Genomic DNA, 12,711 nt, shown 5'->3' with positions numbered 1-12,711 from the left:
GGCCTGATGGACAGTCATGATCATGGACCTCTCACGGAACAGCGGCACGTCACCGGTCCCGGGCCCGGCTGGAGACGCTCTTCCTGTCGCCGGCCTGAAGCCCCGCGGGGCACTGCGGTGGGCGTCCGGGACACGGCCGCCCGTAGCAGGCCCTGCCGGCGCTTCACAGCAGTGTGCCGATCCCCATGGCCGCGGCGACGGCCAGCAGCAGGCTGCCGAAGACGCGTTGCAGCGTGGCAGGTGAGACCTTCGCGCTCAGCCGCTTGCCGTCCCAGGCGCCCAGGACCGCGGTCGCGATGAACGGCATGATCAGCGCCCAGTCCAGGGTGGTGGTTGCGGTGGCCGCCCGTGCGGCGAGGGCCACCAGCGCGTTGGCGATGATGACCAGCAGGCTGGTGCCCACGGCCGCGCTCATGGGTACGGCGAGCACGGCCACCAGGGCCGGGACGGCGAGGAATCCGCCGCCGACCCCGAGGAACCCGGTCACCGCGCCCAGGCCGGCCCCCGCTCCCGCCGCGCGGGGCCCCGACACCGTCCCGTTCTCCGGCGGAGTGCGGCGGCGCAGCATGCCCAGCGCCGCGAGCACGGCGAGCGCCGCGAACGCCAGGGTCAGCACGGTGGCGGGGATGTGCGCGGACAGGACACCGGCCGCGGCGGCGGGCAGCAGGCCGGCCGCGGCGAACAGCAGCCCGGCCCGCCAGCGCACCTTCCCGGCGCGCGCGTGCGCCAGCAGCGCGGTGCTGGACGTGACGATCACGATGATCAGGCCGGCGGTGGTCGCCTCGGCCGGCGTGAAACCGAGGAGGTAGATCAGGGCGGGGACGGTGATGATGCTGCCGCCCGCCCCGAGCGAGCCGAGCGCCAGGCCGACCAGCGCCCCGGCGAGCAGGGCAAGGATGAACGCCGTCATATGACGGTGCCCGCCTGCCCGTGCGCGTCCTGGACGGGCAGTCCCTGGGCGGCCCAGTCGCGCATGCCGCCGGTGATGTCGACCGACTCCACGCCCCTCCCGGCCAGCAGGCGTGCGGCGTGCTGGGAGCGGTTGCCCGAGCGGCAGATCAGCACCAAGCGGCGCCCGTCCTGGCTGTCGGGCACATCCGCGCCGGCGGCCAGCCGCGACAGCGGCACATGCAGCGCACCGGGCGCGTGACCGGCCTGGTATTCGTCCGCCTCACGGACATCGAGGAGCACGGCCGTACCTTCCTGGAGCATGCGGTGGGCCTGTGCAGGGGTGATGCGGCCGGGGCCGCCTTGGGGCAAGAGCATGACTGTGTTCCCTCGGGGTGCTCCTGGCCTGCCGGAACCGTCGGCGGCCCGGCAGACCAGGTGGTGCGGGTCAGTGCTGCGCGGGCGTCACGAGCGTGAGACCGGCATCGGCGGCGGCCGCGTAGCCGTCGTCGACGGCCACCACGTCACGGCCGGCGGGAGATACCCAGGGGGTATTTCCCAAGGCGTGCGGCAACCGTCACGTGAGCGGTTCAACTGCAGGCGACAGAGAGGCGGTCGCGAGCAGGCAGATCGGCTCTCATAAACGTTCCATTGCCGGAGCAAGGTCGAAAATGGGCCGTCGAGACCTCGTCGATCTTCGATCGGTCTCAGAACCAAAAGCGGGACGGACTCCCTACTGAGACTTCATCATGCGAAATTCCGGCCTATGACGGGCTCTCAGCAGCCCTCCCAGCCCGACCGGTCGGACGCGGACGACAACGCGGTCAAATGCGCGGTCGGACAGGAGTAGAACTTGCCCCAGAGGCACGGAAGTTCCGCAGGCGACTCCATGCGGGGATCGCGATGCAGCGGACTCATCCTCACGGACTTCGTGCTCTGAATGTGTGTGTCCCCTGGTCGGAGCACATGCTCAGACGAAGGCCGCTTCCGCGTACGCCGGTTACTGCACCGAGTGATCAAGTATGACGCATCGCTCAAAGTCCGAGGTCAAAGATCAGGCTAGTGCGTCACGTCGAGGCGGACGACCGCGCCGATCTCGACGAGCTGGTCGGGCAGCGCGAGGTCGGACACGCCCATGACGGTGCTGGTGGGCCGGCGGTCGCCGCAGTACGCGGCGTGCAGCCGGGCGACCGTGTCGAAGTGCTCCCGCAGGTCCTTCACGAGGACGGTGGTCTCGACGATCTGGCCGCGGGTGGCACCGAAGTGCTCCAGCACTCGGTCGAGGTTGTCGAGCGTCGTCCTGACCTGGAGTTCGAAGTCGCCCGCCCCGACGAAGGCCCCGGCGCTGTCGTGCGACAACTGCCCGGAGATGTAGAGCGTGTCGCCGGCCTGCACGGCCTGGCTGTACCCGTAAAGAGATTCCCACGGCATACCGAAGCCGTATTCCTTGGACTCAACAGTCACGATTCTCTCCCTGTAGCCGACCGAACCACCCCGCGGAGGCGGGACGACAACTAAGACCAGCATCGCCCCGATGGTGTGACACACCCCCCCGCGCGGATGAGGACGATCTGACCGGGCCGTATGCCCACAGCACGGCGTCAGCCGGCTCGAACAGCGCGTCCGCACGCCTGGTCCGACAGGAATAGAACTCGCCCCACAGGTATGGCAGTTCAGCGAACGCATCCTGCCCGGAATGCTGACACAGCAGACTCATCCTCAACGGCCTTCGCGCTGGTCACGTGTATTCCTTGGTTGAAGCCATGGTCAGCCGAAGGACGCATACGGCGGACACCAGGCCGAGTGATCAAGTTCGAGCGGTGACGCGATCTCGCCGCATCGCGCGGGTCAGCCGGCCGAGGGACGCGGGGCGCGCAGGTGCGCCCGCTTCTTCAGCTCCTCCTCGTCGACCAGCGTGTACATCGGCTGACCCGGCTCGCACAGCATGAACGCGACGAAGCCTGACGACCTGATCGACGGCCGCGTCGGCGCGTCCGGAGAGGTCGCGGGTGAGGGTTAGGACGGCGTCGAGGAGGTCGAGAGGGTCGTTGCTTGCTGCGTGGGCGTGGGCCGCCTGGATGAGCTGGTCCACGGTGGGCTCTGAGCTCATGCTGACAACCGTAGGTTGTCAGTCACCCGGGTGACAGTCCCTTGTTGTCACTTTGCGGGGGTGGCGATGATGCGGCAGATGTCCGCCTCCGTGCAGCTGCTCGGGTCGGTGGCTGCGGCGCGCTGGGCCAGGCCGCGCAGGGCGGTGCGGGTCTTGCGCAGTTCGGCCATGCGGCGCTCGATGTCCGCGAGATGCTGCTCGATCAGGTCCGTGACGTGGGCGCAGGGCGCCTCGCCGGAATCGCGCAGCGTCAGGATGGAGCGGATCTCGGCGAGGGTGAGCCCGGCCGACTGGGCGTCGCGGATGAAGGCGAGCCGGTGCGCGGACTGCGGCGGGTAGTCGCGATAGCCGCCCGGTGTGCGTGGCGGCTCGGGCAGCAGCCCGGCGTCCTCGTAGAAGCGGATGGTCTTGGCCGTCAGCCCGCTCGCGGCGGCCAGTTCTCCGGTGCGCATACGTCGAGGTTACGCCTTGACCTTCCAGTGCACTGGAAGGTCTAGCGTCGGTCACAGAGGTTCTGAGCTGGGAGGACGATGCCATGCGCATCACTGTGTTGATCGTGTCGGACTGCCCCAACGCCCCGGTGATCGAGGAACGGATCGCCCATGCGGCCGAGGGCCGTGGCGTGGAGGTGGAGCTGGTCGAGGTCGCGGATCAGGAGGAGGCGGCTCGGCTTGGGATGACCGGCTCGCCCACGGTCCTGATCGATGGTGTGGACCCGTTCGCCGTGCCGGGCGCACCCGCGTCCTTGTCCTGCCGCCTGTACCGGGGGGCGGACGGCCGGGTCGAGGGCGCGCCGAGCGTTGTCAAACTGCGGCGCGTGCTGGATGCCGCGGGCACCTCTGGGGACTGCGAGTGCCCGCCGATGGACGCGGCCGGCCGCGGTGGCCGGGGCCGCCTCGCACCCGTGGCCGGCGGGCTGCGCGCCGTCCAGCAAGCCGTGCTCCGCCACTTCGCGACCACCGGAGATGCACCCACGGTGAGCGAACTGGAAATCGCGGCCGACGCCCACGGCCGCGGCGCCGCCGAGGTCCTGGCCGACCTGGCGGCCGAGGACTTCCTCACCCTCGACGACCATGGCCGCATCCGCGCCGCCTATCCGTTCTCCGCCGTACCCACAAACCACCGGGTCCGGCTCGCCAGCGGCATCGACGTGTGGTCGATGTGCGCGGTGGACGCGCTGGGCATTCCGGACATGCTCGGTTCCGACGCCGTGATCACCTCCGCCGACCCGATCACCGGCGAGAGCGTCACCGTCACCTCCACCCGGGGCAGCATGACCTGGCAGCCATCCACCGCCGTGGTCTACGTCGGCCAACGCTCCTGCACCGGCCCGGCCGCCGACGTCACCTGCGGGGCCCTGAACTTCTTCACCAGCCACCGCACCGCCCACACGTGGGCCGAACAGCACCCCGACTACACCGGCAACGCCGTCGACCAGAACCACGCCGAAGCCCTGGGGCGGTCCATCTTCGCCTCCCTGCTGACACAACCGGAGCCAGCCGGAACATCAGCGCACTCGCAACCACTACAGGGATGATGGCCGACATGCGCATCCGCATCGACGCCGTCGACCTGCCCGGCCTCACCTGCCCACCTGGGGCACCAGCCGACGACGGCGCGGCGTACCGCAACATCCACGTCGCGGTACAGCGCCGCGACCGCCGTGCCGAACTCCTCGACCCGCACCCCGGCGACGCCACATCCGCTACCTGGAACCTGGAATGCACCACGAGCGTCACGGCGACCGGCATCGACGTGAAGGGCCCCTGCGTACAGGGCCGTCCGGGCGCCCGGTTCATCTACCTGTCATGGGGCACGGTCGACGACGCGGGCACCTTCACCATGTTCCGCCGCGCCAAGCTCATGCTCGACTCCGTACCGGCCAAAGAACTCGCTGCCGCCGCACGTAGCGGCCTGCTGGTCGGGCGCCTCGGCCTGACCGACGCGTGCGGTGCACCCCTGTGCGCGCGAGTCGTGCCCCCGACCATCACATGGGCTGCCGGGAACGCAATCTAGTGCTCTGACCGAGGCCGTAGGCCGGGCTTGGTGTTCGCGTTCCTTGTGCCCGGTTGGATGCAATGTGCTTTCAGCTCCGCAGGAGTTCAGCGATTGCCCGCGCCGCTTCCCGCGCGGGGCGGCCGACGCCGACGAGGGTTGCCGAGGCGGGTCCGGTCCAGTCGCCGTAGCCGAGGACGTACAGCCCCGGTCCCCCGGCTCCCCGGTCCCCCGGTCCCCCCGGTTGCCTGGGTGCCGGCGGTGGGCGCGTGGCCGCACAGGCCGAGCGGTGACAGGTGGGCAAGTGCGGGGCGGAAGCCGGTGCACCAGATGACGGCGTCGGCCTCGGCGCGGGTGCCGTCCGCCCCTTCGACGCCGTCGGCGGTGAGCCGGGCGAACATGGGCATGCCTTGAGGAGTCCGGCGTCGCGTGCTGTGCGTACGTGCCAACGCTCGCACTCGTATGGTCCTCCGTGGTACCTGAGGGTGCCGCCGATCAGGACAAGCCGAGGCACGAGGGCGTCGGCGATCCATCACGCATCCAGGACGGGCATCCTCACACCGCGGTCGTGGCGTCCGCCGGCCGAGGGAAGGCGTCCTCCCAGACGTCCCTCACGGCGCGCCCGATGAGGGTGCGCAGTACCGGCCACAGGCAGCGTCAGCAGGGTGCTGTCGCCGGCTCCGCCGGAGCGACGCGGAGAGACACTCACCGGGCTGTTCCTCGCCGCCTGTCTGGGCCTGTCTGTTCCGGTGCTCGGTCTGGGACTGGCCGCGCGGACATTGCCGGTCCGCGATGCCGTGCTGGTCTTCGCCGCCCTTGTCGCGGTCCTGGCGGGCCTCCTGGCGCGCCGGTTCGCCCGTCGATGAGCAGTTGATCGAACCGCAGTGGGCGGCCAGGCAGACCCCCATCCGCAACCCTCGGCAACAGGACCGCCGAACGGCTCGGGCTTGGTCAAGGTGCCCAGAACCCGCCGCAGCAGAGCACGCCCAGTGGCACGCGGGAGCCGGTCAGCGGCAGTCGAGAGCGACCTGATGCGGTCCGGGACGAACGCGTCGAGGGCGCCTACCCGGGTTCGGGCGGTGGCTATCGGACCAGCGACGGTCCGCAGGCCCGGCGGGCTGGGAAGGGCTCGGCCCGCGCCCGCTGGTAGGCTGCCGAGAGTGCTCAGGTCGTCCGGCGATGTGCGGACTGAATACCGCTGACGCACGGGTGGACCGTCGACTGGCAGCGTCACCACGCCTACCGCGGCAACTCCTCGCTTACGGTGCGTGTGAGCAGCCACGCTATTCCCATATGGGGCACCTTCGGCTCCGCCTCATCCCCAGTTGGTTGCGCGCACCTGCGGCGGCGCTCCGCGCTGGGCTGCTCATGGCCCACCTTCGCCGCCGATACGCGGACCAGCCAGCGTCCTCACCACGGGATGACCTCCGGCTACGAAAATCTTGTCAGAGCCACATTCACGTGTACGCCGACAACAGCCGACAGGGCTGCCCCAACCACCCATACATGCACAGGAATCACGGGAAACCCGCAGCTGATCGAGCTGCAGTCCGCTTGATCACCACGCTCTGGCATTTCCCCAACGGGGAGTATGGGGCGCATGCCCGGCCGCACGCCCGGTGCAGAATGGAACAATGTTGACTTCCGACACTGCCGCCACACCACCGCCATGGCATGCTTTGCCTGCAACCGACGCGACGGGCCGACTCGACGTCGATCCCGGTGCGGGGCTTTCCTCGGACGAAGCAGCCCGGCGGCTGGCGGAGTATGGGCCGAACCAGCTGGACGAGGCTCCGCGTGAGCCCCGGTGGCGGGCTTTCCTCCGGCAGTTTCAGGATCTTCTCATCATCATTCTGCTGGTGGCCGCTGTGGTCAGCCTGGTGGTGTCCCAGGAGTGGGAGACGCCGATCGCGATCGCGGTGGTAGTGCTGCTCAACGCGACGATCGGGTTCGTGCAGGAGTCCCGCGCCGAAGCGGCACTGGACGCCCTGCGTGAGATGACGGTCACTCACGCCACGGTCCGCCGCGACGGCCGCCTGATGCAACTGGCTGCCAGCGAACTCGTCCCCGGGGACGTGGTCACCCTCGCGCCGGGCGACCGGGTGCCTGCGGACGGACGGCTGCTGACGTCGGCTTCCCTGGAGGTGCAGGAGTCCGTCTTGACCGGCGAGGCGCAGGCCGTGTCAAAGGACGCGGATGCCGAGGTCGCGGAGGACGCCCCGCTGGCCGACCGGCTGACGGCGGTCTTCATGAACACCGCCGTGACGCGTGGCCGCGGCGAGGTCACGGTCACCGCCACCGGTATGGACACCGAGACCGGCCGTATCGCCGACATGCTGCACTCGGCCAAGCCCGGTCCGACGCCGCTGCAGCGTCAGATCGATGCGCTCAGCCGCACCCTCGCTCTGATCGCCGGGCTGGTCATCGCCCTGGTGTTCATTCTCGGCCTGCTGCGTGGGCAGGACTTCGGCGACCTGTTCATCAGTGCCGTGTCGCTGGCGGTGGCGGCCATCCCCGAGGGCCTGCCCGCCGTGGTCGCGTTCACCCTGGCGATGGGCACGGGCCGGATGGCCAAGAAGGGGGCGATCGTCAAGAAGCTGGCGTCGGTCGAAACCCTCGGCAGCACGACCCAGATCTGCACGGACAAGACCGGCACGCTGACGCTGAACCAGATGACGGCGCGGGAGATGCTGCTGGCCGGCCGCCGGCTCACCCTCTCCGGCGAGGGGTACTCCTCCCAGGGACGGATCCACACCACCGACGGACAACCCCTGCCGCAGACACTGGATCACGCACTGACGGCGATGGCCCTGTGTACCGACGCGGTGATCCGCGACGGCGAGGTCGTGGGTGACCCGACCGAGGGCGCCTTGGTGGTCCTGGCCGAGAAGGGCGGCATCGACGTGACCGCGCTGCGACAGGAACGGCCGCGGCGGCTGGAGGTCCCCTTCGACTCCGACTACAAGTTCATGGCGACCTTCCACGACTGGACGGACGACTCCGGGCGCGCGGTGATCAGGTGCTTCGTCAAGGGTGCCCCAGACGTCCTCGCAAACCGCGCGGACCATCTCGTCGGCGAGGAGGGGATCCTGCCGTTCGATGACGCGGCCCGCCGTCGGTTCGAGGAGGGCAACGCCGCGCTCGCCGAGCAGGGCATGCGGGTCATGGCGCTGGGCATGGAGGATTTCCCCGCCAAGGATTTCACGGCTCCCGAGGATCCCAAGGATCTACTCGACCGGATAGCGCTGACTGCCATGGTGGGTATCGTCGACCCGCCCCGACCGGAGGCGCGCACGGCGATCGCCGAGTGCATCGACGCGGGAATCCGGGTCCGCATGATCACCGGTGACCACGCGGTGACCGCCGGCGCCATTGCCCGCGAGCTCGGCATTCCCGGAGACGCCGTAACGGGCGCCCAGCTGGACCGCATCGACGACGACACCGCCCTTGCCGAGCGGCTGGACGAGGTGGGCGTCGTCGCCCGGGTGTCCCCCGAACACAAGATGCGTATCGTCCGGGCGCTGCAGGACCGCGGTGACGTGGTCGCGATGACCGGTGACGGTGTCAACGATGCCCCCGCACTGCGCAAGGCCGACATCGGGGTGGCGATGGGTGTCACCGGAACGGAGGTGACGAAGGAGGCTGGCACCATGGTGCTGACCGACGACAACTTCGCCACCATCGTGTCCGCGGTCCGCGAAGGCCGCGGCATCTACGACAACATCGTGAAGTTCACCCGGTTCCAGGTCTCCACCGCCCTGGGTTTTGTGGCCACCTTCCTGGTCGCCTCACTGACCGGTCTGGCCGGCGGGGCGCCCTTCACCGCCCTGCAGATCCTGTTCGTCAACCTGGTCATGGACGGCCCGCCCGCCATGTCTCTGGGCGTCGACCCGGTCAGCCCGGACGCGATGAAACGCGCTCCCCGCCCGGCCGACGAACGGATCCTCAGCAGGCAGCGCCTCACCCGCATCCTGTTGGCGAGCACGGTGATGGCGGCCGGCACTCTGGCGCTGCTGGTCTGGGCACCCGGTCCCGAGCCGGAACTGGGAGAGGCTACCACCGCGGGCACCATGGCCTTCGTCACCTTCGTGTTCTTCCAGGTCTTCAACCTACTCAACGTGCGGCACGACACCCGCAGCGTGTTCAGCCGTGAAACGCTGCAAAACACCTCCGCGTTCGTCGCCACGGGCGCAGTGATCGCCCTGCTCATCGTCATCGTCGAGACCGACGCGCTGCACGGCCTCTTCACCACCGCCGACCTCACCCCTCGTCAGTGGCTGGTGTGCGCTGCCGTCGGCTCGGCGATCCTGTGGACCGGCGAGGTACTCAAGGCCGTGCTGCGTACCCGTGCACGCCGCACGCGCGGCACCGGCTCGCAGCAACCGACGTCCCAGCAGGCGGCGTGACCGCGGTGCCCACGGTGCGCCGGGCGGACCGAGCTTGACTCCACCGGGGATACAGATTCGTGGTGTTTCACGGCGCTGCTGTGAGAAGCGCGAGTGCCGCCTCGACCGGCACCGGACGCCTCAGCGTCGGCGTTGACACCTGGTGGAATCAGCGCAGACCCCGTGCTCCCACCTGGCGGTCGATCCCCGGTAGTGCCCCGGTATTTCACTTGCGTGGGGTCCGGATCTTGAGCGGAAACGCGAAAGTGCCTTCTGAGCTGGGATGATGAACCTTGCTGAGGGGTTCTGTCGGTCCAGGCGGAGGGCATTTTCTGCGTGCAGGTGCGACACGAGGTCGCGTGTGTTGAGTGGGGGCTCGTGGAGAGGGGGTCGGCGATGTCGCCGACGACAGGGTAGCCCCGGGTCCGTGTCCGATGGCCCGTCCCCACCCGGACGTGCGTCGCTGGTAACGGCGGGGTGCGAAGCTCCGGGGAGAAGCCGAAGTTCCGCCGTTCCACCCGGTGGCAACAGGCAAGGGGAAGACCGGGCGGGCGAACACCCGTGAACCCTCGATGACGTCTCGTGAAGAAAAGCCCTGCCGGTGGGATGCGGCAGCAGGGTGCAGGGCGGGCCGCTGAGATGCGGCAGGCGCCGGGCGGATTTGCATGCCGCTCGGGAGGACACCGCCGTCCCGGGATATAGAGGGCGCCCATTCCGGTCGTATCTCGCATGCGCGGAACGTGGAAGCCCCGACGGAGGCCGCCGCTCTGGCATGGGCGGCGGTGGGCTGACCGTGAGGAAGGCTGATGTCTCCGGCGGGACAGGACGGCTCAGGAAGCGAAGGCCGGCAGGCCGAAAGGCCAGGGGAAACCGGGACAGCACCAGCGGCGGCCTCTCCGCCACCGCCTCGGCCAACTCGCCGGATACCGGGCAGGTTTCCGGGTCCGAAAGGACGCTGACGTGAGCCGGGTGAGTCTGTGAGGAGGGACGATGGCGACAGGGACAGCACCGAAGGACAAGTTGGACGCCCCGGCTGCGGCCGGGGTGAACGGACCGGAGGGCGACTACTTCTTCGCGGACTGGGACAGTATCGACTGGGACCAGGTGGAGAAGAACGTATGCCGCCTGCGCCAGCGCATCTTCACGGCATCGAGGGACGGTGACCTGGCGAAAGTCAGGAACCTGCAGAAACTGATGCTCCGGAGCCTGAGCAACACGCTGGTCAGCGTGCGCCGGGTGACGGAGGTCAACGCCGGACGGAAGACAGCGGGGATCGACGGTCAGGTCGTGCTGACCGCCCCGGGCAAGGCAGAGTTGGCGCGCTTCATCCAGCAGCGCGGAAGAATCTGGCAGGCCCGTCCGGTCCGGCGGGTGTTCATCCCCAAGGCAGGGGGACGCAAACGGCGCCCGCTCGGCATTCCCGTGATCATCGACAGGGCCCACCAGGCCCGGGCGTCGGCGGCACTGGAACCCGAATGGGAGGCCCGGTTCGAGGCGAGGTCGTACGGCTTCCGCCCGGGCCGGGGCTGCCACGACGCGATCGGGGTCATCTACAGCACGCTCAACGGCAAGAACCCGCAACGCGTGTGGATCCTGGACGCAGACCTGGCGGCGGCATTCGACCGCATCGACCACGACCGGCTTCTGGCCCGGCTCGGCACCTTCCCCGCCCGGGGACTGGTCCGGCAGTGGCTGAAGGCCGGAGTGGTGGAACGCGGCCGACTCACCGCGACCAAGGAGGGAACTCCTCAAGGCGGAGTGATCAGCCCCGTGCTGTTGAACGTTGCCCTGCATGGGATGGAGGCGGCTGCGGGCGTGCGGTACTACCCTCCGGGCCGCCGGGCCGGAGAGATTATGCCGGACGCCCCGGTACTGGTCAGATATGCCGACGACCTGGTGGCGATGTGCCACAGCCGCGAAGCGGCCGAGCAGGTCAAGGCACGGCTCGCCGAGTGGCTCGCGCCCCGAGGGCTGGTGTTCAACGAGGACGCACGAGGGTGACACGTTCCGGCTGGCGCAGAACGGCGCGATCGTAAACGGAACCACGGTGTCCGCCTATGTCACCGTGAAGGTGCCCGCGTTCACCTCCACTCCGAGGTGGGACACCACGCTCACACTCCAGTTCCCCGGTGCCACGCCGCGCAGATCGATCGTGGCCGTGAGCGTGCGCCAGTCGGCGGAGGCGGCTCAAGCGGGGGGACGCGCTCATTGGGAAGCTGACGCTCGAAGGCGTCGACATGTTCCGGACCGACTGCCGCTTTGCCCCTGCTTCGGCTTGGAAAACTGTCCGTCCGCTGTTCGAGGCGTCGCGGTATGCCCGGAGACCGCCGTCATGGCGTCGGCTCGTCTCCTGCCCAGGGGCCGGTGGGATCAGCAGGGGGCCTGTGCCAGGGCAACGCGATCTTGAAGTTGACCTGCGCCGAGGTGCTGGAGATCACCGCATAGGCTTCGGCAGACAGAGTCAGGCCGAGCTCGACGCTGATCTCGTCGGGTCTGCGGGCCATGCCCTGGAAGCCGTCGACGAAGTTCTGGGCGACCGGCCTGACCACGGCCACAATCTCGCCCAACGAGCGAGTGGCCCGCGCAACGACCTGTCCCGGCCTGGCGACCCTGACCAGGCCGTCCCCCTCACCTCGACCTGGACCTTCACCTGATTTCTCCCAGGAGGCCCCGGCCTCAGGCCGGGGAGGAATGGGTCCTTGGAGCGGAGCCGCGTAGCGGCGGAGTTCCCTTCGTGTCTGTCGTGGCCTGTGCTTTCGGCTGTTGTCGGTGGTGGCGGTTAGGTTGATGGGGTGAAGGTCGTGGTGCAGGTGAAGCTGTTGCCGTCGCCGGAGGTGGCGGCGGCTTTGGCGGCGACCCTGCGCGTGTGCAACCGGGCGGCTGATGCCGTATCGGTGGTGGCGTACGAGACGGGCACCGCCTCTCGCAACGAGCTGCAGAGGCTCGTCTACGCCCGCTTGAAGGCGGAGTTCGGGCTGGCTGCCCAGCCGGCCGTGCGGGTGGTGAAGAAGGTCGTGGACGCCTACGCCACGTTGCGCGCCAACATCCGGGCGGGAAACCTGGGCCCGGCCACCTCGAAGCGGCGCAGGCGTGCGGAGTCGAAGCCGGTCGTCTTCCAGGCTGATGCGGCCCAGCCGTACGACGACCGGATCCTGTCCTGGCAGCACGACGCACGGACGGTGAGCGTCTGGACGGTGGCCGGGCGGATCAGGAACGTCCGGTACACCGGGCATCCCGGCCAGTTGGCGATGCTCGAGAAATACCGGCGGGGCGAGTCGGATCTCGTGTACCGGGACGGTATGTGGTTCCTGGTCGCCACCTGCGAGGTTCCCG

10 protein-coding genes and 2 pseudogenes are annotated in these 12,711 nt (G+C 69.2%); 6 read left to right on the top strand and 6 right to left on the bottom strand.

What is annotated here, in order from left to right:
- Positions 1–163: 163 nt before the first annotated feature.
- The 4 genes from ABT078_RS24805 to ABT078_RS24785 all read right to left on the bottom strand — a co-directional run bounded on the left by ABT078_RS24805 (position 164) and on the right by ABT078_RS24785 (position 3,450).
- Positions 164–910 (bottom strand): sulfite exporter TauE/SafE family protein, encoded by a 747-nt coding sequence (locus tag ABT078_RS24805; RefSeq protein ID WP_351231257.1) that lies wholly within the window; start codon positions 908–910, stop codon positions 164–166.
- Positions 907–1,266, bottom strand: coding sequence for a rhodanese-like domain-containing protein (locus tag ABT078_RS24800; RefSeq protein ID WP_351231255.1), 360 nt, complete (start codon positions 1,264–1,266; stop codon positions 907–909). The genes ABT078_RS24805 and ABT078_RS24800 overlap by 4 nt, the downstream gene beginning before the upstream one ends.
- Positions 1,267–1,947: 681 nt before the next feature.
- Positions 1,948–2,352 (bottom strand): RidA family protein, encoded by a 405-nt coding sequence (locus ABT078_RS24795; protein ID WP_351231253.1) that lies wholly within the window; start codon positions 2,350–2,352, stop codon positions 1,948–1,950.
- A gap of 693 nt (positions 2,353–3,045) precedes the next feature.
- Complete coding sequence (locus tag ABT078_RS24785) at positions 3,046–3,450, bottom strand: heavy metal-responsive transcriptional regulator (protein ID WP_351231251.1); 405 nt, start codon at positions 3,448–3,450, stop codon at positions 3,046–3,048.
- Between the two features lie 83 nt (positions 3,451–3,533).
- On the opposite strand from ABT078_RS24785, the gene merB reads away from it, so the two are divergent.
- Positions 3,534–4,535 (top strand): organomercurial lyase, encoded by a 1,002-nt coding sequence (gene merB, locus ABT078_RS24780; protein ID WP_351231249.1) that lies wholly within the window; start codon positions 3,534–3,536, stop codon positions 4,533–4,535.
- Between the two features lie 8 nt (positions 4,536–4,543).
- Positions 4,544–5,014 (top strand): DUF5990 family protein, encoded by a 471-nt coding sequence (locus ABT078_RS24775; RefSeq protein WP_351231247.1) that lies wholly within the window; start codon positions 4,544–4,546, stop codon positions 5,012–5,014.
- Positions 5,015–5,084: 70 nt separating this feature from the next.
- Here ABT078_RS24775 and ABT078_RS24770 read toward each other — a convergent pair.
- Positions 5,085–5,435, bottom strand: a pseudogene (locus ABT078_RS24770) (pyridine nucleotide-disulfide oxidoreductase); the annotation flags it as partial.
- 223 nt (positions 5,436–5,658) lie between these two features.
- Between ABT078_RS24770 and ABT078_RS24765 the strand changes: the two are divergent.
- From ABT078_RS24765 to ABT078_RS24755, 3 genes are all read left to right on the top strand, one after another.
- Positions 5,659–5,859 (top strand): hypothetical protein, encoded by a 201-nt coding sequence (locus ABT078_RS24765; protein ID WP_351231245.1) that lies wholly within the window; start codon positions 5,659–5,661, stop codon positions 5,857–5,859.
- A gap of 768 nt (positions 5,860–6,627) precedes the next feature.
- Positions 6,628–9,399 carry a cation-translocating P-type ATPase gene (locus ABT078_RS24760; protein ID WP_351231243.1) on the top strand — a complete coding sequence of 924 codons (2,772 nt, stop codon included), beginning with the start codon at positions 6,628–6,630 and terminating at the stop codon, positions 9,397–9,399.
- A 969-nt stretch (positions 9,400–10,368) separates the two neighbouring features.
- Positions 10,369–11,379, top strand: a complete 1,011-nt coding sequence (locus ABT078_RS24755; protein ID WP_502981299.1) for a reverse transcriptase N-terminal domain-containing protein — start codon at positions 10,369–10,371, stop codon at positions 11,377–11,379.
- A gap of 329 nt (positions 11,380–11,708) precedes the next feature.
- Here ABT078_RS24755 and ABT078_RS24750 read toward each other — a convergent pair whose 3' ends face one another.
- Entirely contained in the window at positions 11,709–11,996 is a 288-nt protein-coding gene (locus ABT078_RS24750; RefSeq protein ID WP_351231395.1) for a CU044_2847 family protein, read from the bottom strand.
- 174 nt (positions 11,997–12,170) lie between these two features.
- On the opposite strand from ABT078_RS24750, the pseudogene ABT078_RS24745 reads away from it, so the two are divergent.
- Positions 12,171–12,711, top strand: a pseudogene (locus ABT078_RS24745) (RNA-guided endonuclease TnpB family protein); the annotation flags it as partial.

The organism is Streptomyces sp. NPDC002133 (genome assembly GCF_040296405.1).
In the GTDB taxonomy this organism is placed as follows: Bacteria; Actinomycetota; Actinomycetes; order Streptomycetales; family Streptomycetaceae; genus Streptomyces.
The sequence above is the reverse complement of the archived record's forward strand: the minus strand, read 5'-3'. Positions and strand labels throughout refer to the sequence as shown.